Source organism: Aquirufa sp. Wall-65K1 (genome assembly GCF_054558475.1).
In genome coordinates this window covers 281,262-300,442 of record NZ_JBPXKD010000003.1, presented here as the reverse complement: position 1 = coordinate 300,442, position 19,181 = coordinate 281,262, and the positions used below count along the sequence as shown (strand labels likewise).

The window sequence follows — 19,181 nt, the reverse complement described above, 5'->3', positions numbered from 1 at the left end:
AAATAAGTTCAATAAAAAAGGCAACATCACTGTTGCCTTTTTTTATTATTATTTCATCAAACCAATAAACTGGTCAAACAAATAGCGAGAATCGTGTGGGCCAGGACTAGCTTCTGGGTGATGTTGCACAGAGAAGGCTTTTTTACCATTTACACGTAAACCCTCAACGGTTTGATCATTTAGATTGATATGAGTTAAAGTTGCTTGAGAACTTGTACTCAATTCCTCCATACGAACGGCAAAACCATGGTTTTGCGAGGTGATTTCAGATAGACCCGTCTCCAAGTTTTTCACGGGATGGTTTAAACCACGATGACCATTATGCATTTTATAGGTCGACAAACCGCAAACTTGAGCTAAAATTTGATGGCCTAAACAAATTCCAAATACTGGCTTGTCACTAGCTAAAAATTGGCTTACGGTTTCTACGGCATAAGGCATTACGGCTGGGTCACCTGGGCCATTGGATACAAAATAGCCATCAGGTTGCCAAGCTGCAATCTCCTCGAAGGATGTTTTGGCAGGAAATACTTTTAAATAACAGCCACGGTCGCTTAGGTTAGTAAGAATACTTTTCTTCACTCCTAAATCAAGTACTGCCACTTTAAATTCCGCATTTTCCTCCCCTAGAAAGTAGGTCTCTTGGGTACAAACTTGGGAGGATAGTTCAAGTCCTTCCATATCAGGAACTTTAGCTAATTCTTTTTGCAATGAATCGATATCAAAAATTTCAGAGGAAATTAAGCAATTCATTACGCCTTTAGTACGAATATGACGAACCAAAGCACGGGTATCTATTCCTGATATTCCTACGATACCTGCATTTTCTAAATAATCTTGAAGAGAACCTGTGGCCGTAAAACGAGAGTTGACACTTGAAAACTCATTGCATACCATTCCAGCAATTTGTACTCGATTGGATTCCGCCTCTTGAGCATCCATGACACCATAATTACCGATATGGGCAGTGGTATTAATAATTACTTGTCCAGCATAGGAAGGGTCAGTATAAATCTCCTGATAACCCGTCATTCCTGTATTAAAACAAATCTCCCCTCCATGCGTACCTATCTTGCCTAATGCCTTCCCATGAAAGAGTGTACCATCTTGCAACAATAAAACCGCCGGAGTCGATTCTGTAATTTTCATAATGTATCTATGTTTGAATAATATTTTATCTAAAAAAAGGGCTTCAACTAATTAAAGTTAAAGCCCTTCAAAATTAAAAGAGAAAAAAATTATGCATCTTCTCCTTTTTCTTCTTTAGGCTCATCTGTTGATTCTTCTGCAGCAGGCTCTTCAGCGGCAGCTACTTCTTCAACAACCTCAGCTGCTGGAGCTTCTGCTACTTCTTCAGCGGCAGCTACTTCCTCAACAACTTCAGCCGATGGTGCTTCTGCTACAGGAGCAGCAGCCTCAACGCCTTCTTTCTTTGCACCAGAACGACGACTTCTACGAGTTTTACCAGCTTTTTCAGCAGAAGCAGCTAACATAGTTTCGTTGAAATCAACCAATTCGATGAAACAAACCTCAGCGTTGTCACCAAGACGATTTCCTAATTTGATAATACGTGTATAACCACCTGGACGGTTAGCTACTTTTTCAGAAACGATTCCAAATAATTCTTTAACAGAATCTTTATTTTGAAGGTAAGAGAAAACAACACGACGATTGTTCGTGCTATCTGTCTTAGACTTAGTAATTAAAGGCTCTACATATTTACGCAATTCTTTTGCTTTCGCAACTGTTGTTTCGATACGCTTGTGTAGAATTAAAGAGGATGCCATATTGGATAATAAGGCCGCTCTGTGGGAAGCTGTTCTTCCTAAGTGATTGAATTTTTTTCCGTGTCTCATTGTGTTAATTCGTAAGTTAAAAGCCCTTTCGGACTGCGGTTAGTGGGTTTTTCATTACCACCACCTATTACTTATTTAAAAATTGAATAATTAATCTTCGTCTAAACGATATTTCGCAACATCCATTCCGAAGGTTAAGCCTTTTTCTTCAACTAGTTGCTCTAGCTCAGTTAATGACTTCTTACCAAAGTTACGGAACTTCATCATATCAGAAATCTCTAATTTCACTAATTCACCTAAAGTACGAACGTCAGCTGATTTAAGGCAGTTGTAGGCACGTACCGATAAATCTAGATCGGCTAAAGAAGTCTTCAATAGTTTGCGCATGTGTAACATCTCCTCATCTACTACATTGTCTTCTTCAGCTTTTGGCGTTTCGAAGGTCATAGTTTGGTCAGAGAATAACATGAAGTGTTGAATCAAAATGTAAGCCGCACCTTTCAATGCATCTTCTGGGTGGATAGAACCATCCGTTTCGATATCTAACACTAATTTTTCGTAGTCAGTTTTTTGCTCTACACGGGTATTCTCAATGCTAAATTTAACATTTTTGATAGGTGTGTAGATGGCATCAATGGCAATGTGACCAAAAGCTAATTCATTAGCACGAGGCTCATCAGCTGGTACATAACCACGACCTTTTTCGATGATTAACTCAACTTCTAATTCTTTAGAAGAATCTAAGTTGCAAATCACTAAATCAGGATTTAAAACGGTAAAGTAAGGCGTGAATTTAGCAATATCACCAGCAGTAAAGGCTGTTTGGCCTTTAACTTTGATACTAACTTTATTCTCCAAAATCTCTTGCGCCTTTTTAAGACGGATCTTCTTCAAGTTAAGGATGATTTCAGAAACATCTTCATGAACTCCTTCAATTGCTGAAAACTCGTGTAAAACACCAGAAATCTTAACGCTTGTAATCGCATAACCTTCCAAAGAGGAAAGTAAAATTCTACGAAGTGCGTTACCAATGGTAACACCGTAGCCTTTTTCGAGTGGCTTGAACTCAAATGTCCCGTGGAAGTCATCGGCTTTCTCCATCACAACTTTCTCGGGCATTTGGAATGCTAATATTGACATATTTCGTAGCTTAAAATGATCTTGAAAAAACGTTATTGATACTCTATTAAATTGTATTATTAAGCAGCTTATTACTTCGAATACAATTCGACGATAGCTTGCTCGTTAAAGTTTTCAGGGATCTGATCTCTTTCAGGATAAGCGGTAAATTTACCTACTAATTCCACTCCATCCCACTCTAACCAGTTGAAACGCTTTGGTGAACGGCTCGCAAGCGAATCAGAAACAACCTCAAGAGATTTAGATTTTTCACGTACACCTACCAATTGGCCTGGGCGTAATGAGTAAGAGGGCACATTTACTACATCACCATCCACAATGATATGTTTGTGGATAACCAATTGACGAGCAGCACGACGCGTAGGAGCAATTCCTAAACGATATACTGTGTTGTCCAATCTTGCTTCACACATCTTTAACAAGTTCTCACCTGTAATACCTTCTTTAACAGCGGCTTTGTGAAACAAATTCTCGAACTGACGTTCTAAAATACCATAGGTATATTTTACCTTTTGTTTTTCCTTTAATTGGATGGCATATTCAGAAACTTTTGAACGTTTCCCTTTACCATGCATACCAGGAGCATAATTTTTACGAGCTAATGCTTTACTCGGACCTAAGATTGCCTCGCCGAAACGACGTGCAATTTTGGATTTTGGACCAGTGTATCTTGCCATTTTTTTTAAAAGTCAATGCCCCTCTTATGGGCAATGAAGTAATTAATTAAGTGAATAAATGATGTTGGAGAAAATAATTACTAATTACCCAACACGAATAATATTAAACGCGACGACGTTTTGGAGGACGACATCCATTGTGAGGCATTGGAGTAATATCCTTAATTAAGGAAACTTCGATACCTGAGTTTTGGATAGTACGGATAGCTGACTCACGTCCTGCTCCCGGTCCTTTTACAAAAACCTCTGCTTTTTTCATTCCCGCCTCAACAGCTACTGCTGCACAGTTAGACGCTGCCATCTGGGCTGCATAAGGAGTGTTTTTCTTAGATCCACGGAAACCCATCTTTCCTGCAGATGCCCAAGAAATTACCTGTCCTGCTGAATTGGTAATTGAAATAATGATGTTGTTAAAGGAAGCTTTGATGTGTACCTGGCCTACCGACTCAACTACCACCACTCTTTTCTTCGCTTTATCTTTTCTTTTTGCTTGTGCCATTGGATAAAATCAATAAAAATTGTGTAGGGGATTAGCCCCTGTTATTATTTAGTTACTTTTTTCTTGTTAGCAACTGTCTTTCTACGACCTTTTCTCGTACGAGAATTGTTCTTAGTTCTTTGGCCACGTACAGGAAGTCCTTTACGGTGACGCAAACCACGGTAGCATCCAATGTCCATCAAACGCTTGATGTTCAATTGAACCTCAGACTTAAGCTGTCCCTCCGTTTTGAATTCGGCAGCAATAATAGCACGGATGGCGCTAGCCTCCGTATCATTCCACTCACCAGCTTTCTTATCAAACGAAATTTCTGCTTTCGTCAAAATCTTTTGAGCAGTGCTACGACCAATACCGAAGATATAAGTCAACGCAATTTCTCCTCTTTTTTTGTCGGGAATATCAACCCCTGCAATACGAGCCATATAGGTAATTAATTGTTGTTATTAATCATTTAATACTTTCGAATTATCCTTGACGTTGCTTGAACTTAGGATTCTTCTTGTTGATGACATAAAGCTTTCCGTGACGACGAATGACTTTGCATTCTGCACTACGCTTTTTGATCGATGCTTTAACTTTCATATTTGTTTAATTTATGGGTCAAACCTTATTATTTATAACGATAAACTATTCTTGCCTTACTCAAATCATAAGGAGACATTTCTAACTTCACTTTATCTCCAGGTAGAATCTTGATGTAATTCATTCGCATTTTACCTGAGATATGCGCAATCACTTGATGCGTATTCTCTAATTCCACCCGAAACATCGCGTTCGAAAGGGCTTCCAAAATGATGCCGTCTACTTCGATCGAGGATTGTTTGGCCATAATTTTATGTTAAATATTCAACAAAACTGTTGATGTTTTTAATACTTCTTCAATGTAGCTAAAGGTAGTCAAGGCTACAGCCTCGTTTTTCCCTACCGCTACGGTATGCTCAAAATGGGCAGATGCTTTACGATCAACCGTGCGAATGGTCCAACCATCCTTATCTACGGTAATCTGTCGCTTTCCTAAATTAATCATCGGCTCAATGGCTATCACCATTCCCTCTTTCAATTTAGGTCCATCACCACGACGGCCATAATTGGGAACTTCAGGACTTTCATGTAAGTTTTTTCCTACACCATGCCCTACAAGTTCTCTAACCACGCCATACCCAAAACCTTCCGAATAAGTCTGAACAGCGGAACCAATATCACCGATACGTTTTCCAGCTACTGCCTGATTCATTCCTTGGTACAAAGACGCTTTTGTCCTTGTTAATAAATTTGCCACGTCCTCCCCAACTTCACCTATCGCATAGGTATAAGCACTATCAGCGTGGAAACCATGCTTGTAAACTCCTGCATCAATGGAGATAATATCTCCCTCTTTCAGTGCTAAACTTCCGGGTAATCCATGAACTACCACGTCATTTACTGAGATACAAAGTGAATAAGCATACTTTTTATCTCCTACTTGATAATTTAAAAAGGAAGGATGAGCCTCATTATCCTTGATAAATTCATAGGCGATTTTATCTAAAGCTAAAGTTGTTACACCCGGTTTAATGGCTTTGGCAACTTCTGCATGACACTTTCCTAAAATTGCACCATTCGCTTGAATGATGGCTAACTCTTGGGGTGTCTTTAAATAAATCATTATCTGCTAATCATTTCGGAACGCCCTTTTACACGTCCTGATTGCATCAAACCTTCATATTTACGCATCAACAAATAACTTTCAATTTGTTGCAATGTATCTAAAACTACACCCACCAAAATCAATAAGGATGTTCCTCCAAAGAAAGAAGCAAAACCTCTAGTGACCCCAAATAAATTAGCAATGGCTGGCAAAATAGCAATGATAGACAACATCAATGCTCCTGGCAAGGTAATGCGATCTAATATACTAGCAATAAAATTAGAAGTTTCCTCTCCTGGCTTAACACCAGGCACAAAACCTCCTCCACGTTTCATATCATCCGAGATTTGTGTCGGGTTGATGGAAATCGCGGTGTAGAAAAAAGTAAATATCACGATTAAAAAAGCAAACAAAGCATTGTACTGCCAAGTGGTGAAATCACCAAATGCTTGAGCAACCGACTGAGCAAATTCACTTTTCTCTGCAAAAGATTGAGCAACTAAGCCTGGAATAAACATCAAAGCCTGAGCAAAAATGATGGGCATAACTCCTGAAGCATTTAGCTTTAAAGGAATATATTGACGCTCACCTCCTACTGACATCTTACTTCCAACCACTTGCTTAGCGTATTGAACAGGAATACGACGAACCGCTTGGGTTACCATTACAGCTCCCATCACAACAAAGAATAAAGCAATGACTTCCAATATAAACAATAAGGCACCCGCCATACCACGTGAACCAGCTTCTTGTAATAAAGAGGCAGGAAAACGGGAAACGATACCAATCATAATCAACATGGAAATTCCATTACCAATACCTTTATCCGTAATTTTCTCCCCTAACCACATACACAACATTGTTCCACCAATCAAGATAGCTACACCATAAAGACGGAAAAACCAAGGATCAACCAAGATGGCTTCCGCAGGAATGGTGACTTGTAAATAGGTGAAACCTTGCGCTGCTGTAACAAAAATGGTTAAGATACGCGTGATTTGATTTAGTTTTTTACGACCAGATTCTCCATCCTTTTGCATCTTTTGGAAGTAAGGAAGAGCAATGGTCAACAACTGAATGGCGATAGATGCTGAAATGTAAGGCATGATACCTAAAGCGAATACCGAGGCATTACTTAGGGCACCACCTGAAAACATATTCAACAAACCAAAGAGACCACCATCACCGGCTTGTGTTAATTTAGTCGCATCTACACCTGGTAGAACGATATAAGAACCCAGACGGAAAAAGGCGATAAAAAGTAACGTATTAAAAATACGACCTCTTAATTCCTCAATCGCGAAGATATGCTTAAACGTTGTTATTAGCTTGTTCATTCGTTTAGAATAGAGGATTAACCAACAATAGCTTGACCACCTGCTGCTTCGATAGCAGCTTTAGCAGCACCAGAGAAACCTTTAACTGTAACTTCTAAAGCAGAAGTAACACTTCCACGACTTAAGATTTTCACTAAGTCAGACTTAGATACTAATCCGTGGCTGTAAAGTGTCTCAAAATTGATTTGCTTCAAACCAGTCGCATCAGCTAAAGCTTGTAAGGTATCTAAATTGATTGCTTTGTATTCTACACGATTGATGTTTTTGAAACCAAACTTAGGTACACGACGTTGGATAGGCATCTGACCTCCTTCAAATCCACGCTTACGTGAATAACCTGAACGAGACTGAGCTCCTTTGTGACCACGAGCGGAAGTTCCACCAAGACCTGAACCTTGACCACGACCTACTCTTTTTCTTGTTTTTACCGAGCCTTCTGCTGGCTTTAATGAAGATAATTTCATGTGTATTGGGCTTAACGCTACCCTTAAGGGCAACTCGCAATTAAATTATATATTCTCTACTACAATTAAGTGATTGACTGCACGAATCATTCCTGCGATAGCTGGATTTAATTCTACTTCAACACTTTTACGGATCTTACCTAATCCTAGCGCTTGAATCGTACGTTTCTGAACTTCAGGACGCTTGATAGCACTTTTTACTTGGGTAATTTTAACTTTAGACATCGTATGTTCTATTTTAGAGGCACTAAGGCACTCGATTATCCATTAAATACTTTAGCTACAGAAATTCCTCTTTGGAAAGCCACGGTATGCGGAGCTCTCATTTTCACTAAAGCATCAATAGTTGCTTTAACTACGTTGTGAGGATTTGAAGAACCTTTAGACTTCGCTAATACGTCGTGAACACCTGCTGATTCTAACACAGCACGCATCGCACCACCGGCGATCAATCCTGTACCTGGAGCGGCAGGCTTCACTAATACGAAACCACCAGAGAATTTACCTAATTGCTCATGAGGAACTGTGTTCTTCAATAAAGGAATTTGGAATAAATTTTTCTTAGCGTCTTCGATACCTTTTGTGATAGCATCTGTTACTTCATTAGCTTTTCCTAAACCGAATCCTACGATTCCGTGACCATCACCTACTACAACGATAGCAGAAAAACTGAAACGACGACCTCCTTTTACCACTTTGGCAACACGGTTGATGGCTACTACTTTCTCCTTCAACTCACCCTCATTAACCTTAATTGGTTTTGCTTGTAAATGCGACATATCTTTTATTAAAATTGTAAGCCACCCTCGCGAGCGCCTTCAGCTAATGATTTAATTCTTCCGTGATACAAATAACCGTTACGATCAAAAACCACTTTCGTGATTCCAGCAGCCTTAGCTTTATCGGCGATAGCTGTTCCAACTAATTTGGCAGCTTCGACATTGTTATTCACTTTTCCTTTTTTGTAAGAGGTAGCAGACATAATCGTCTTACCACTCAAATCATCCACCAACTGCGCGTACATCGCTGTGTTGGAACGGAAAACAGTTAAACGAGGACGTTCTGCTGTTCCTTTTATTTTCGCACGTATCGCACGTTTAATGCGAAGTCTACGTAAATCTTTTGTTGTTGCCATATTGCTTTAACTTGTTTGTGTGGATTTCCGGCCCACGCTTTCTATTTATTTCTTACCACCTGCTTTACCTGCCTTGCGACGAACCTGCTCACCCACAAAACGAACACCTTTACCTTTGTAAGGCTCCACTGGACGAAGTGATTTGATTTTAGCTGCCACTTGACCGATCAATTGCTTGTCGATACCTTCTAAATTAACCATTGGGTTCTTTCCTTTTTCCATCGCAGTCGTAACTTTGATTTCCGCTGGAATCGCCATGAAAATAGCGTGAGAGTAACCAAGGCTTAATTCCAAGATATTACCTTGGTTTGCTGCTTTGTAACCCACACCAATGATTTCTAAATTTTTAACGAAACCTTCACTGACACCAACAACCATATTGTTGATCAATGAACGGTATAAACCGTGCATAGCTTTGTGACGCTTCTGCTCTGTTGGACGCTTCACGGTCAACACGTTTCCTTCGATTTCAATAATAATATCTTGGTCTACTTGTTGAGATAAAGTTCCTTTAGGGCCTTTAACTGTTACCAAATTACCAGCGTTAACATCTACTGTTACACCTGCAGGTAGGTTGATAATTTTATTTCCTATTCTTGACATGAAAATGTAGTTTTTGCTTAGATTTCGAGCTTAGCTCCTTTCAGCGTTAAACAATTAATTATTAATATACGTAGCAAAGTACCTCACCACCTACGTGTAGCGTACGCGCTTCTTTATCTGTAATTACTCCTTTCGAAGTAGACAAGATAGCGATACCCAATCCGTTTAATACGCGTGGTAACTCTTCAGCTCCGTTGTACTTACGTAAACCTGGCTTAGAAATACGAGTCAAATTAATGATCGCAGGTTGCTTAGTAACTGCATTGTATTTCAAAGCAATCTTGATGGTTCCTTGAACTGTAGTATCATCAAATTTATAATTTGAAATATACCCCTTGTCAAAAAGCACCTTCGTGATTTCCTTTTTAATGTTGGAAGCAGGAATTTCAACTACCCTATGGCGTGCCTTCAAGGCATTTCTCAATCGGGTTAAATAGTCTGCTATAGGATCTGTCATTGTTTTTAAATTTGCCGCAAGCCATTAAAAAGGCCTGCAAAATTACAAAAATGAATTTAATTAATCAAATTTTATATTACCAGCTTGATTTGGTCACTCCTGGAATCAATCCATTGGATGCCATTTCACGGAAAGTAACACGGCTAATGCCGAATTTACGCATATAACCACGAGGACGACCAGTCAACTTACAACGGTTATGAAGACGTACTGGAGAAGCATTTTTAGGTAACTTATCCAATCCTAGGTAATCACCAGCTGCTTTCAATGCCGCTCTTTTCACTGCATATTTAGCAACTGCTGCTTCGCGTTTTCTTTCTCTAGCTTTTACTGACTCTTTAGCCATGATGTAAAAATTTTAAATGTGTTAGTAGCCGGTGGCTAATTATTTTTTAATATTGGAAAAAGGCATTCCTACCGAAGCCAATAAAGCATATGCTTCTTCATCTGTATTAGCAGTAGTCACAAATGTGATGTCCATACCAGATATTTTAGCTACTTTATCAATGGAAATTTCAGGGAAAATGATTTGCTCTTTCACACCTAAAGTATAGTTTCCACGACCGTCAAATCCCTTTTCTGAGATTCCTTTAAAGTCACGCACACGAGCTAAAGAAACCGTAGTTAAACGATCTAAAAACTCATACATACGATCTCCACGCAACGTTACTTTCACACCGATAGGCATATTTTCACGTAATTTAAAGTTAGAGATCGCCTTTTTAGAAATCGTTGCTACTGCCTTTTGACCAGCAATTTGCGTAATTTCTTCTACAGCTACATCTACTAGCTTTTTGTCCGCTACAGCGGCTCCTACACCTTTGTTGATTACGATTTTAGTAATCTTAGGCACTTGCATCACAGACTTGTACTGAAACTTTTCTTTCAAGCTAGGTACAACCTCTTCTACAAAACGTTTTTTTAATCTAGGTACTGCCATTTTTGTATATGTTGTGGATTTCCGACCCACGCGTTAAATTCTATTTATGCAATAAATTTTCCTGTTACTTTAGAGTAGCGCTGTAACTTACCCTGCTCGTTAACTTTACGACCAGTACGTACAGGCTTTCCGTTTTCAACCACCATCAAATTTGAGATGTGGATTGAACCCTCACGCTTTTCAATACCTCCTTGAGGATTGCTTGCTGAAGGCTTAACGTGCTTCGTTTGCAAATTAGCTCCTTCTACAATTGCACGAGATTTCTCAACGATCACTTGCTTGATAACACCCGTTTTACCTTTGGCATTACCTGCAATCACCATCACAGTATCTCCTTTTTTTACGTGCAATTTTGTTTGCTTGCTTGTATTATTTTCCATGGTATGATTTTTTCTATTGGATACCCAATATATCTATCTATTTATAAAACTTCTGGGGCTAAAGAAACGATCTTCATAAAACCAGCCTCACGTAATTCACGTGCCACAGGTCCAAAAATACGTGTTCCTCTTGGCTCATCGTTCGCATTTAATAAAACGGCTGCATTATCTTCAAAACGAATATAAGTACCATCTTTACGACGAATTTCTTTTTTCGTACGAACAACTACTGCTCTTGAAACTGTTCCTTTCTTCATGCTTGAAGAGGAAAGAGCCGACTTAACTGAAACTACAATTTTATCGCCTACAGAAGCATATCTTTTTCCAGTACCTCCCAAAACGCGAATCACTAAAACTTCTTTCGCTCCAGAATTATCCGCTACACCCAATCTTGATTCTTGCTGTAACATTATCTTTGATCTTTAAATTTTAAATTTTGAATAACAAGAGTGTGAATTATTTCGCTTTTGCGATTACTTCTACTAATCTCCAACGCTTATTTTTAGAAAGAGGACGGGTTTCCATCACTTTCACTGTATCACCAATTCCGCACTCATTATTCTCATCATGAGCCATCAATTTAGTGGTCTTCTGTACGAATTTTCCGTACAAGGGGTGCTTAACCTTACGGTCTACTGTAATAGTGATTGATTTATCCATCTTATCACTAACCACTTTCCCAATCCTTACTTTTCTTAGGTTTCTTTCTTCCATGGTTGTTGGACTTGTTAAACAATTGACCATTAGCAATTCCGAAATGGTCTATTAAAAATTAATAATTAATTAAGCTTTTGCTTGCGCCGATAAAGCTGTCTCTAAGCGGGCAATCAATTTACGAGTTTCACGAATGCGCATTGGATTCTCAATCGGAGAAATGGCATGTGCCAATTTCAAACGAGATAAGTTCTCCTGCTCTACAGCGATTTGCTGTGTCAATTCCGCTACTCCTAATTTGTTTATTTCTGCGTTTTTCATAACGATGCTATTTAAATTTTAAACCTGGGGCTTAAAACTCTATTCTGAATAATCTCTACGTACTACGAATTTTGTACGCATCGGTAATTTCTGAGCTGCTAAACGCAAAGCTTCTTGCGCTAAAGCTAAAGGAACACCTGCTGATTCGAACAAAATAGTACCTGGACGAACGTTGGCTACCCAATACTCAGGAGCTCCCTTTCCCTTACCCATACGAACCTCTGCAGGTTTCTTAGTGATAGGTTTGTCAGGGAAAATACGAATCCAAACTTGACCTTCACGTTTCATGGCACGAGTAACCGAAATACGAGCTGCTTCAATTTGGCGAGCTGTAATACGACCTGGCTCCAAAGATTTAATAGCGAATGATCCAAAATCAATTTCGTGGCCACGGGTAGCAACCCCTCTTACGCGACCTTTTTGCTGCTTACGAAATTTCGTTCTTTTTGGTTGTAACATCTTCTTATAAGTCTAATATCTAATACAAAATAATTATGGATGCTTAGCGCTTTCCTCCACGGCCACGGTTTGCACCGCCAGCACCTGGTTTGTTGCGATCACCACCTTGATCTGCTCCTTCTGGACGACGAGAACGTCCTCCACCGCGACGGTCATCATCACGACCACGTGGGCCACGATCACCAGGACGAGAATCTGCCGAAGTAGATTGCAAGCCCATGTTCGCATTTGGAGATAAATCACGCTTTCCAAAAACCTCTCCACGGAATACCCATACTTTGATACCGATTTTACCGTAAACAGTTAATGCTTCAGAGATAGCATAGTCCACATCAGCACGCAATGTGTGCAATGGGATACGTCCCTCCTTATATCCTTCAGAACGTGCCATTTCAGCACCACCTAAACGACCTGATAATTTCAATTTAATACCCTGAGCACCTACACGCATCGCTGAAGCAATAGCTTGTTTCATCGCACGACGGAAAGAGATACGAGCTTGTAATTGTTGAGCAATCGCTTCTCCAATTAATTTAGCATCGATTTCTGGGCGTTTAATTTCAAAAATATTGATTTGAACGTCTTTTCCAGTGATCTTTTTCAACTCCTCTTTTACCTTATCGACTTCGGCACCTTGCTTACCAATTACGACACCAGCACGCGCTGTGTTGATCGTTAATGTGATACGCTTTAAAGTACGTTCAATAATAACTTTAGAGATAGATCCCTTTGGAATACGAGCAGCCACATACTTTCTGATCTTCTCGTCCTCAACCAATTTATCCGCGAAAGTCTTACCACCGTACCAGTTAGAATCCCAACCTCTTACGATACCTAATCTTAATCCAACGGGGTTAATTTTTTGTCCCATTTCTTGTTATATCTAATAGTTAATTATTCAGCTGAATTTGTTTCCTCTAAAGCAGGTGCTGCCGAAGAAGCCACTACTAAAGTGATGTGATTGGATCTTTTCAAAATCCGGTGACCTCTTCCCTGAGGAGCAGGACGTAAACGCTTGATAGATGAACCTCCATCTACGAAGATAGTCTTGATGTATAAATCAGCTTCTTCGATTTTAGCGTCCTCATGTTTGTTCTGCCAGTTAGAGACTGCTGATAATAACAATTTTTCAATTGCTTTAGCACCCACTTTAGGCTCAAACTTTAAAATACCTAAAGCTTTAGATACTTTTTGTCCGCGTACCATATCCGCTACCAAACGCATCTTTTGAGGCGAAGTAGGAACATTTCTTAATTTAGCAATAGCTTCCATTTTTCAATTTCTGATTATAAGACCCGTAGGTCAATATCTTTACTTTTTACCCTTGTCTTTTTTCGCTATGTGACCACGGAAGTTACGGGTCGGCGAGAACTCACCTAATTTGTGACCTACCATGTTTTCAGTTACATAAACTGGAATAAATTTATTCCCGTTGTGAACCGCAAACGTGTGGCCTACGAAATCTGGAGAAATCATTGAACGTCTTGACCATGTTTTGATCACCGACTTTTTGCCGGATTCGTTCATCACCTGTACCTTGTTGTCAAGGCGGTAATCAATGTAAGGACCTTTTTTTAGTGAACGTGCCATCTACTATTTTTTTCTTCTACTGATGATAAGACGATTAGTGTGTTTCTTTGGATTACGAGTTTTCTTACCCTTAGCCAATAAACCGGTACGAGAACGTGGGTGACCTCCTGAAGCGCGGCCCTCACCACCACCCATCGGGTGATCTACTGGGTTCATCACCACACCACGAACACGTGGACGGCGACCTAACCAACGATGACGACCTGCTTTACCCAAGTTCACGTTCATGTGATCTGCATTGGATACAGTACCGACAGTTGCTAAACAACGAGCCAATACCATACGCATCTCACCTGAAGGCAACTTAAGCGTGGCGTATTTACCATCACGTGCTAATAATTGAGCATAAGTTCCTGCCGAACGAGCCATTTCAGCTCCACGACCTGGTTGCAACTCAATTGCGTGTACCAAAGTACCCAATGGGATGTTTGCCAAAGGCAATGTATTTCCAATCTCGGGAGCCACTGACTCACCAGAGATAACTGTTTGACCTACTTGAATTCCTTGTGGAGCCAAGATATAAGCCTTCTCTCCATCTGTATACTCAACAAGAGCAATACGTGAAGTACGGTTTGGATCGTATTCTACTGTTAACACAGTAGCCGAAACATCAAATTTAGAGCGAGTAAAATCAATTACACGGTAACGACGCTTGTGACCCCCTCCGATGTAACGCATCGAACGACGACCATCTGCATTTCTACCACCTGTGCGCTTGATAGGCTCCAAAAGGGGCTTATACGGCTTGTCCGTAGTAATCTCCTCAAACGTTGGCGCGATGCGCTGACGTTGGCCTGGAGTTGTTGGTTTTAATTTTTTAATAGCTGCCATTTATTTTAGTTCAAATTATCGGGATGAACCCCCTTAATACATTCTAATTAAATTCCTTGGTAGAAGTCAATAACTTCTCCAGTTCCTACTGTAACGATTGCCTTCTTAATCGTAGAAGTACGTCCAGAAGTAATCTTAGTACGAGTGCTCTTGGATTTTTTCTTTCCAATTTGACGCATGGTTTTTACATCCAATACCTCTACTCCGTACATTTTCTTAACCTCCTTGGCAATCTCAATCTTGTTTGCAGTTAATTCAACCACAAATACATACTTGCCTTTTTCTTGCATGGCTTGCGACTTTTCAGTCAAGGCCGGACGTTTAATAATGCCCATGGTATATTTCGTTTATAACAGAACTAGGTTCTGAAAATTATTTACTAAAAGATGATTCAATTTTTTGGATCGCTGCTTCTGTGATCAACAATTTAGTTGCGTTAACTAAATCATATGTATTCACATCTGATGCTGTCGAAACCTTAGCTTTTGGAACATTACGTCCAGACAATACAACATTCTTATCTACTTCTGGAGTGATTAATAATGTTTTGGTATTATCTAAAGAGAAAGCTTTCAACATAGTCAAATACGCTTTAGTTTTTGGAGTGTCAAATGCCACTGAATCCAAAATCGCGATATCTCCACTCTGTGCTTTAGCAGCTAGAGCTGACTGGCGCGCCAAAGACTTCACCTTTTTGTTCAATTTGAAATGGTAATCACGCGGACGTGGACCGAAGATACGACCACCACCTTTCATCAAAGGAGATTTCATCGAACCGGCACGTGCACCACCTGTACCTTTTTGTTTTTTAATCTTACGAGTAGAACGTGATACTTCTGCACGCTCTTTCGCCTTGTGTGTTCCTTGACGTTGATTCGCCAAATATTGCTTCACATCCAAGTAAACCACATGCTCGTTTGGAACAATGCCAAAGATCTCGTCAGAAAGGGTTACTTTCTTTCCGGTATCTTTACCTGCTATGTTATATACTGCTAATTCCATAATCAGAATGTCTATTGTTAAAGGCTTGCACCTTTATGGGTTTTAATTTTCAATAATTACGTATGAGTTCTTCGCTCCAGGAATTGATCCTGATACCACCAAAAGGTTTTTGTCTGGATAGATTCTCAAAACCTCTAAGTTTTGAACCTTAACACGATTTCCTCCTGTGCGTCCAGCCATACGTAAGCCTTTGAATACACGTGATGGGAATGAACAAGCTCCAATAGAACCTGGGTGACGACCACGATTGTGCTGACCGTGAGTTTGACCACCCACACCACCAAATCCGTGACGCTTTACAACACCTTGAAAACCTTTACCCTTAGAAGTTCCTACCGCATCAATGAAGGTTCCAACTTCTAACATTTCTACTGTTAATACATCTCCTAAGTTCAATGGTTGTTCGAACGTGCGAAACTCTACCAATTTCTTCTTTGGAGTTGTGTTAGCTTTCTTAAAGTGACCCAACAAAGATTTTGTTGTGTGCTTCTCTTTCTTTTCACCGAAACCGATCTGAACAGCGTTGTAGCCTTCGTTCTCAACAGTTTTCACTTGCGTTACTACACAAGGGCCGGCCTCAATCAGCGTACATGCAACGGATCTACCGTCTTCCATGTATAGGCTGGTCATTCCGATTTTTTTACCAATAATTCCAGACATATAATATTTTGTTTAAAAAAATTATGCTCACAAGGCTAACTATGGCTTGTTGTGAGACTTTTATTCATAAATCATTGTTACCAATGACGAAGAATCAATAAAAATTGCAGATTGGCGTAAAGCGACAAGATGGAGGCGCTGTGGATAACAGCGAGAAACACCTTGTGTAGCTTAATATTCAATCAATGGGTTGGGCATTCAACATTCATTAATCAATACCAGTTCTAACACAAAAATCGAGCTTACCTCAATTTAAAACCATTTCGACTCGCATTTTTGATGTTTTAAATAAATTCGAGAAGTTCTGCCAACCTCTTTCTGAATAAAAAACTGCGTTTGTCGAACGGGAGTGCAAAGGTAGGAAAAATATTAATACATCCAATAGCTCAAATAAAAATATTTTTTAGCTAATCCCCTGAGTCTGTGTATTAATCGGAATTTAGCCTTAGAATTTGTGCATTTTTACTAAATTTGTGGCCTACTCACCTGTTAATCAGGTAGTTTTTATTTATTTCCCAAGAAAAAAAATCATTATGTCAAGTTTAACCAACCAAAAAGGTGTTTTGCACGGAGATGCCGTACAGGAATTATTTGAAATTGCTAAAAAGCATCAATTTGCATTACCTGCGGTAAACGTTACAGGAACTGACACTGTTAACGGAGTATTAGAAGCTGCTAAGGCAGTTAATTCTCCTGTCATTATTCAATTCTCTAATGGCGGTGCTCAATTTTATGCTGGAAAATCTCTTCCTAATGGAAACCAAGAAGCATCCATCGCTGGAGCTATCTCAGGTGCTTACCACGTCCACCAATTAGCTAAAGTTTATGGTGTTCAAGTAATTCTTCATACTGATCACTGTGCTAAAAAATTACTTCCTTGGTTGGATGGACTTTTGGATGCAGGTGAAAAATTTTATGCTGAAACAGGACAACCTTTGTTCTCTTCTCATATGATCGACTTATCTGAAGAGCCTTTAGAAGAAAATTTAGAAATCTGTGCCAAGTACCTAACTCGCATGGCCAAGATTGGCATGACGCTTGAAATTGAATTAGGTGTAACGGGTGGTGAAGAAGATGGAGTTGATAATTCAGATGTTGATTCTTCCAAATTATATACGCAGCCAGAAGAAGTAGCTTATGCCTATGAAGTATTAAATGCCATCTCGCATCGCTTCACTATTGCTGCAGCTTTTGGAAACGTTCATGGAGTTTATAAGCCAGGAAATGTGAAGTTGCAACCTGTTATTTTGAAAAACTCTCAAGATTTCATTCGTAATAAATATGCTTTAGCAGCTGAAAAACCGATCAACTTCGTATTCCATGGTGGTTCTGGTTCTTCTCGTGAAGAAATTCGTGAGGCTATTTCTTATGGAGCTATCAAAATGAATATCGATACCGATTTGCAATGGGCATTCTGGGAAGGTATTTTAAATTTCTACAAGGAGAAAGAAGCCTATTTACAAGGTCAAATCGGCAATCCAACAGGCGACGATGCTCCAAACAAGAAATATTATGACCCTCGTGTTTGGTTACGCAAAGGAGAAGATACGTTTGTAGCCCGTTTAAAATCTGCCTTTGAAGATTTGAATGCCAACAACGCAAATCAATATTTATAATAAGTTAGGGCATATATTATGTTTAAAAAGGGAGCTCCAACGAGCTCCCTTTTTTATTTCTTAAAGTTTGTTGCCATTGTAGCACAGCACTGATTTTAAAGTAAAAGAGGTTAGAACTAAGGAATTGAGACTGAAGTATGATCGTGTAATGTTTGGTGCTTGGCTGCTAGATTTTAGCAGGTGGTTATTTGGTATTGGTTCAGAGATTTTAGTTTTTAGTTCGGAATTCATAGGTCACAATTTATTGTTCTCCGTTCTTCGTTCTCTGTTCCCTGTTAGATTTGACAACTTTTAAAAAGTTGTCAAATCTAACAGGGAATAAAATAATTAAATCTTGATTCAAAGATGATGGATTTTAAAGTCATTATTCGTCTGTCAACAAAAGAATATCAGTTTCCTTGAATTCTCTGAAATGAAAATCAATAAACTGTTTTCTTCCCCCAAACCACTCTAGGACAAAATCTCTTTTCACAAAACTTTTTTTGAATTGTAATATTCTGCCAAATGAGCTCCATTCCCATTGCCTAAAATTATCAATTAATCCATGTTTCTGAGGATTTACATGGATATAACTTATTAATGTAGATAAATCCTCTGGCTTAGCAATACAAACTCTTTTGAATGGAGTTTGGAATAAAGTGCCAACCCGACCATGTTGTTTATTAAATGCCATGGTGTAGGATTGAAAGAATTTTTTAAGCCGATTTGAGATTAATTGATGTACAGTTTTACCCTCCAATTCCTCTTCAGTAAAATGATTCACTTGGACTAAAAAATGAAAATGATTATCATTTAAACTGTAAGCAATTACATCTAAATATCCATCCAAATATTTATTCCATTGTCTTAAAAAATAGGCATAATTTGACCTGGACTTGAAAATTGATTTCTTATCAATCCCTCTATTATAAATATGAAAGAAATCTCCAGCAGTAAATTGAGTGTAATAATGTTCAACAAAGGCCATCTTGTAAAAGCTTAAAAACGAAGCTA

Annotated in this window: 32 protein-coding genes; 1 reads left to right on the top strand and 31 read right to left on the bottom strand. The window is 39.2% G+C overall.

All coding sequences use genetic code 11. The features are described 5' to 3' along the window. Positions 1-48 precede the first annotated feature (48 nt). From carA to rplC, 30 genes are all read right to left on the bottom strand, one after another. Positions 49-1,149, bottom strand: a complete 1,101-nt coding sequence (carA, locus tag ACST15_RS06670; protein WP_459453891.1) for a glutamine-hydrolyzing carbamoyl-phosphate synthase small subunit — start codon at positions 1,147-1,149, stop codon at positions 49-51. A gap of 89 nt (positions 1,150-1,238) precedes the next feature. After that, complete coding sequence (gene rplQ / locus ACST15_RS06665; protein ID WP_459453890.1) at positions 1,239-1,856, bottom strand: 50S ribosomal protein L17; 618 nt, start codon at positions 1,854-1,856, stop codon at positions 1,239-1,241. Positions 1,857-1,946: 90 nt separating this feature from the next. Further along, complete coding sequence (locus ACST15_RS06660) at positions 1,947-2,936, bottom strand: DNA-directed RNA polymerase subunit alpha (RefSeq protein WP_129027430.1); 990 nt, start codon at positions 2,934-2,936, stop codon at positions 1,947-1,949. 71 nt (positions 2,937-3,007) lie between these two features. Next, complete coding sequence (rpsD, locus tag ACST15_RS06655) at positions 3,008-3,613, bottom strand: 30S ribosomal protein S4 (RefSeq protein WP_109324396.1); 606 nt, start codon at positions 3,611-3,613, stop codon at positions 3,008-3,010. Positions 3,614-3,716: 103 nt separating this feature from the next. Next, complete coding sequence (gene rpsK / locus ACST15_RS06650; protein ID WP_109324397.1) at positions 3,717-4,112, bottom strand: 30S ribosomal protein S11; 396 nt, start codon at positions 4,110-4,112, stop codon at positions 3,717-3,719. A gap of 44 nt (positions 4,113-4,156) precedes the next feature. After that, on the bottom strand, positions 4,157-4,534 hold the full coding sequence (rpsM, locus tag ACST15_RS06645; protein WP_109324398.1) for a 30S ribosomal protein S13: 378 nt from the start codon (positions 4,532-4,534) through the stop codon (positions 4,157-4,159). A gap of 43 nt (positions 4,535-4,577) precedes the next feature. After that, positions 4,578-4,694, bottom strand: a complete 117-nt coding sequence (gene rpmJ / locus ACST15_RS06640; RefSeq protein WP_109324399.1) for a 50S ribosomal protein L36 — start codon at positions 4,692-4,694, stop codon at positions 4,578-4,580. A gap of 28 nt (positions 4,695-4,722) precedes the next feature. Further along, positions 4,723-4,941: a translation initiation factor IF-1 gene (gene infA / locus ACST15_RS06635; RefSeq protein WP_092013982.1), complete on the bottom strand. Its 219-nt coding sequence runs from the start codon at positions 4,939-4,941 to the stop codon at positions 4,723-4,725. A gap of 9 nt (positions 4,942-4,950) precedes the next feature. After that, positions 4,951-5,757, bottom strand: a complete 807-nt coding sequence (gene map / locus ACST15_RS06630; protein WP_459453889.1) for a type I methionyl aminopeptidase — start codon at positions 5,755-5,757, stop codon at positions 4,951-4,953. Next, positions 5,757-7,076 carry a preprotein translocase subunit SecY gene (gene secY, locus ACST15_RS06625; protein WP_459453888.1) on the bottom strand — a complete coding sequence of 440 codons (1,320 nt, stop codon included), beginning with the start codon at positions 7,074-7,076 and terminating at the stop codon, positions 5,757-5,759. Before secY ends, map begins: the two co-directional genes overlap by 1 nt. Before the next feature lie 17 nt (positions 7,077-7,093). Continuing rightward, on the bottom strand, positions 7,094-7,540 hold the full coding sequence (gene rplO, locus ACST15_RS06620; RefSeq protein WP_109324402.1) for a 50S ribosomal protein L15: 447 nt from the start codon (positions 7,538-7,540) through the stop codon (positions 7,094-7,096). A 45-nt stretch (positions 7,541-7,585) separates the two neighbouring features. Continuing rightward, positions 7,586-7,765, bottom strand: a complete 180-nt coding sequence (rpmD, locus tag ACST15_RS06615) for a 50S ribosomal protein L30 (protein ID WP_205753085.1) — start codon at positions 7,763-7,765, stop codon at positions 7,586-7,588. 35 nt (positions 7,766-7,800) lie between these two features. Further along, positions 7,801-8,319: a 30S ribosomal protein S5 gene (gene rpsE / locus ACST15_RS06610; protein ID WP_109324404.1), complete on the bottom strand. Its 519-nt coding sequence runs from the start codon at positions 8,317-8,319 to the stop codon at positions 7,801-7,803. 8 nt (positions 8,320-8,327) lie between these two features. Further along, positions 8,328-8,675, bottom strand: a complete 348-nt coding sequence (gene rplR / locus ACST15_RS06605; RefSeq protein WP_109324405.1) for a 50S ribosomal protein L18 — start codon at positions 8,673-8,675, stop codon at positions 8,328-8,330. Between the two features lie 45 nt (positions 8,676-8,720). Next, complete coding sequence (rplF, locus tag ACST15_RS06600; RefSeq protein ID WP_459453887.1) at positions 8,721-9,278, bottom strand: 50S ribosomal protein L6; 558 nt, start codon at positions 9,276-9,278, stop codon at positions 8,721-8,723. A 61-nt stretch (positions 9,279-9,339) separates the two neighbouring features. Further along, positions 9,340-9,735 carry a 30S ribosomal protein S8 gene (rpsH, locus tag ACST15_RS06595; RefSeq protein WP_109324407.1) on the bottom strand — a complete coding sequence of 132 codons (396 nt, stop codon included), beginning with the start codon at positions 9,733-9,735 and terminating at the stop codon, positions 9,340-9,342. 76 nt (positions 9,736-9,811) lie between these two features. Beyond that, positions 9,812-10,081, bottom strand: coding sequence for a 30S ribosomal protein S14 (gene rpsN / locus ACST15_RS06590; protein WP_109324408.1), 270 nt, complete (start codon positions 10,079-10,081; stop codon positions 9,812-9,814). A 39-nt stretch (positions 10,082-10,120) separates the two neighbouring features. After that, complete coding sequence (rplE, locus tag ACST15_RS06585) at positions 10,121-10,675, bottom strand: 50S ribosomal protein L5 (protein WP_459453886.1); 555 nt, start codon at positions 10,673-10,675, stop codon at positions 10,121-10,123. A gap of 44 nt (positions 10,676-10,719) precedes the next feature. Beyond that, entirely contained in the window at positions 10,720-11,055 is a 336-nt protein-coding gene (gene rplX, locus ACST15_RS06580; RefSeq protein WP_166229553.1) for a 50S ribosomal protein L24, read from the bottom strand. A 41-nt stretch (positions 11,056-11,096) separates the two neighbouring features. Continuing rightward, complete coding sequence (rplN, locus tag ACST15_RS06575) at positions 11,097-11,465, bottom strand: 50S ribosomal protein L14 (RefSeq protein WP_109324411.1); 369 nt, start codon at positions 11,463-11,465, stop codon at positions 11,097-11,099. Between the two features lie 46 nt (positions 11,466-11,511). Next, positions 11,512-11,769 (bottom strand): 30S ribosomal protein S17, encoded by a 258-nt coding sequence (rpsQ, locus tag ACST15_RS06570; RefSeq protein ID WP_109325446.1) that lies wholly within the window; start codon positions 11,767-11,769, stop codon positions 11,512-11,514. A 69-nt stretch (positions 11,770-11,838) separates the two neighbouring features. Further along, entirely contained in the window at positions 11,839-12,030 is a 192-nt protein-coding gene (gene rpmC, locus ACST15_RS06565) for a 50S ribosomal protein L29 (RefSeq protein ID WP_223143317.1), read from the bottom strand. 39 nt (positions 12,031-12,069) lie between these two features. Continuing rightward, positions 12,070-12,489 carry a 50S ribosomal protein L16 gene (gene rplP / locus ACST15_RS06560; RefSeq protein ID WP_109324413.1) on the bottom strand — a complete coding sequence of 140 codons (420 nt, stop codon included), beginning with the start codon at positions 12,487-12,489 and terminating at the stop codon, positions 12,070-12,072. A 43-nt stretch (positions 12,490-12,532) separates the two neighbouring features. Beyond that, complete coding sequence (rpsC, locus tag ACST15_RS06555) at positions 12,533-13,360, bottom strand: 30S ribosomal protein S3 (RefSeq protein ID WP_109324414.1); 828 nt, start codon at positions 13,358-13,360, stop codon at positions 12,533-12,535. A gap of 23 nt (positions 13,361-13,383) precedes the next feature. Further along, the gene (gene rplV, locus ACST15_RS06550; RefSeq protein ID WP_109324427.1) at positions 13,384-13,761 is read right to left on the bottom strand and encodes a 50S ribosomal protein L22; all 378 of its coding nucleotides are present in this window, start codon (positions 13,759-13,761) and stop codon (positions 13,384-13,386) included. Positions 13,762-13,800: 39 nt separating this feature from the next. Next, complete coding sequence (gene rpsS / locus ACST15_RS06545; protein ID WP_109324428.1) at positions 13,801-14,079, bottom strand: 30S ribosomal protein S19; 279 nt, start codon at positions 14,077-14,079, stop codon at positions 13,801-13,803. Between the two features lie 3 nt (positions 14,080-14,082). Beyond that, entirely contained in the window at positions 14,083-14,910 is an 828-nt protein-coding gene (rplB, locus tag ACST15_RS06540; protein WP_459453885.1) for a 50S ribosomal protein L2, read from the bottom strand. Positions 14,911-14,957: 47 nt separating this feature from the next. Then, positions 14,958-15,245, bottom strand: coding sequence for a 50S ribosomal protein L23 (rplW, locus tag ACST15_RS06535; protein ID WP_109324430.1), 288 nt, complete (start codon positions 15,243-15,245; stop codon positions 14,958-14,960). 37 nt (positions 15,246-15,282) lie between these two features. Beyond that, on the bottom strand, positions 15,283-15,912 hold the full coding sequence (gene rplD / locus ACST15_RS06530) for a 50S ribosomal protein L4 (RefSeq protein WP_109324431.1): 630 nt from the start codon (positions 15,910-15,912) through the stop codon (positions 15,283-15,285). A gap of 42 nt (positions 15,913-15,954) precedes the next feature. Then, positions 15,955-16,572 carry a 50S ribosomal protein L3 gene (gene rplC / locus ACST15_RS06525; protein ID WP_109324432.1) on the bottom strand — a complete coding sequence of 206 codons (618 nt, stop codon included), beginning with the start codon at positions 16,570-16,572 and terminating at the stop codon, positions 15,955-15,957. 533 nt (positions 16,573-17,105) lie between these two features. On the opposite strand from rplC, the gene fbaA reads away from it, so the two are divergent. After that, positions 17,106-18,188 (top strand): class II fructose-bisphosphate aldolase, encoded by a 1,083-nt coding sequence (fbaA, locus tag ACST15_RS06520; protein ID WP_459453884.1) that lies wholly within the window; start codon positions 17,106-17,108, stop codon positions 18,186-18,188. 364 nt (positions 18,189-18,552) lie between these two features. Here the strand turns inward: fbaA and ACST15_RS06515 are convergent, their stop codons facing one another. After that, positions 18,553-19,155, bottom strand: a complete 603-nt coding sequence (locus ACST15_RS06515; RefSeq protein ID WP_459453883.1) for a transposase — start codon at positions 19,153-19,155, stop codon at positions 18,553-18,555. Between the last annotated feature and the right edge of the window lie 26 nt (positions 19,156-19,181).

Coding starts and splice junctions, on each gene's coding strand:
- carA (WP_459453891.1), bottom strand. CDS start 1,149: ATGAAAATTACAGAATCGACTCCGGCGGTTTTATTGTTGCAAGATGGT.
- rplQ (WP_459453890.1), bottom strand. CDS start 1,856: ATGAGACACGGAAAAAAATTCAATCACTTAGGAAGAACAGCTTCCCAC.
- ACST15_RS06660 (WP_129027430.1), bottom strand. CDS start 2,936: ATGTCAATATTAGCATTCCAAATGCCCGAGAAAGTTGTGATGGAGAAA.
- rpsD (WP_109324396.1), bottom strand. CDS start 3,613: ATGGCAAGATACACTGGTCCAAAATCCAAAATTGCACGTCGTTTCGGC.
- rpsK (WP_109324397.1), bottom strand. CDS start 4,112: ATGGCACAAGCAAAAAGAAAAGATAAAGCGAAGAAAAGAGTGGTGGTA.
- rpsM (WP_109324398.1), bottom strand. CDS start 4,534: ATGGCTCGTATTGCAGGGGTTGATATTCCCGACAAAAAAAGAGGAGAA.
- rpmJ (WP_109324399.1), bottom strand. CDS start 4,694: ATGAAAGTTAAAGCATCGATCAAAAAGCGTAGTGCAGAATGCAAAGTC.
- infA (WP_092013982.1), bottom strand. CDS start 4,941: ATGGCCAAACAATCCTCGATCGAAGTAGACGGCATCATTTTGGAAGCC.
- map (WP_459453889.1), bottom strand. CDS start 5,757: ATGATTTATTTAAAGACACCCCAAGAGTTAGCCATCATTCAAGCGAAT.
- secY (WP_459453888.1), bottom strand. CDS start 7,076: ATGAACAAGCTAATAACAACGTTTAAGCATATCTTCGCGATTGAGGAA.
- rplO (WP_109324402.1), bottom strand. CDS start 7,540: ATGAAATTATCTTCATTAAAGCCAGCAGAAGGCTCGGTAAAAACAAGA.
- rpmD (WP_205753085.1), bottom strand. CDS start 7,765: ATGTCTAAAGTTAAAATTACCCAAGTAAAAAGTGCTATCAAGCGTCCT.
- rpsE (WP_109324404.1), bottom strand. CDS start 8,319: ATGTCGCATTTACAAGCAAAACCAATTAAGGTTAATGAGGGTGAGTTG.
- rplR (WP_109324405.1), bottom strand. CDS start 8,675: ATGGCAACAACAAAAGATTTACGTAGACTTCGCATTAAACGTGCGATA.
- rplF (WP_459453887.1), bottom strand. CDS start 9,278: ATGTCAAGAATAGGAAATAAAATTATCAACCTACCTGCAGGTGTAACA.
- rpsH (WP_109324407.1), bottom strand. CDS start 9,735: ATGACAGATCCTATAGCAGACTATTTAACCCGATTGAGAAATGCCTTG.
- rpsN (WP_109324408.1), bottom strand. CDS start 10,081: ATGGCTAAAGAGTCAGTAAAAGCTAGAGAAAGAAAACGCGAAGCAGCA.
- rplE (WP_459453886.1), bottom strand. CDS start 10,675: ATGGCAGTACCTAGATTAAAAAAACGTTTTGTAGAAGAGGTTGTACCT.
- rplX (WP_166229553.1), bottom strand. CDS start 11,055: ATGGAAAATAATACAAGCAAGCAAACAAAATTGCACGTAAAAAAAGGA.
- rplN (WP_109324411.1), bottom strand. CDS start 11,465: ATGTTACAGCAAGAATCAAGATTGGGTGTAGCGGATAATTCTGGAGCG.
- rpsQ (WP_109325446.1), bottom strand. CDS start 11,769: ATGGAAGAAAGAAACCTAAGAAAAGTAAGGATTGGGAAAGTGGTTAGT.
- rpmC (WP_223143317.1), bottom strand. CDS start 12,030: ATGAAAAACGCAGAAATAAACAAATTAGGAGTAGCGGAATTGACACAG.
- rplP (WP_109324413.1), bottom strand. CDS start 12,489: ATGTTACAACCAAAAAGAACGAAATTTCGTAAGCAGCAAAAAGGTCGC.
- rpsC (WP_109324414.1), bottom strand. CDS start 13,360: ATGGGACAAAAAATTAACCCCGTTGGATTAAGATTAGGTATCGTAAGA.
- rplV (WP_109324427.1), bottom strand. CDS start 13,761: ATGGAAGCTATTGCTAAATTAAGAAATGTTCCTACTTCGCCTCAAAAG.
- rpsS (WP_109324428.1), bottom strand. CDS start 14,079: ATGGCACGTTCACTAAAAAAAGGTCCTTACATTGATTACCGCCTTGAC.
- rplB (WP_459453885.1), bottom strand. CDS start 14,910: ATGGCAGCTATTAAAAAATTAAAACCAACAACTCCAGGCCAACGTCAG.
- rplW (WP_109324430.1), bottom strand. CDS start 15,245: ATGGGCATTATTAAACGTCCGGCCTTGACTGAAAAGTCGCAAGCCATG.
- rplD (WP_109324431.1), bottom strand. CDS start 15,912: ATGGAATTAGCAGTATATAACATAGCAGGTAAAGATACCGGAAAGAAA.
- rplC (WP_109324432.1), bottom strand. CDS start 16,572: ATGTCTGGAATTATTGGTAAAAAAATCGGAATGACCAGCCTATACATG.
- fbaA (WP_459453884.1), top strand. CDS start 17,106: ATGTCAAGTTTAACCAACCAAAAAGGTGTTTTGCACGGAGATGCCGTA.
- ACST15_RS06515 (WP_459453883.1), bottom strand. CDS start 19,155: ATGGCCTTTGTTGAACATTATTACACTCAATTTACTGCTGGAGATTTC.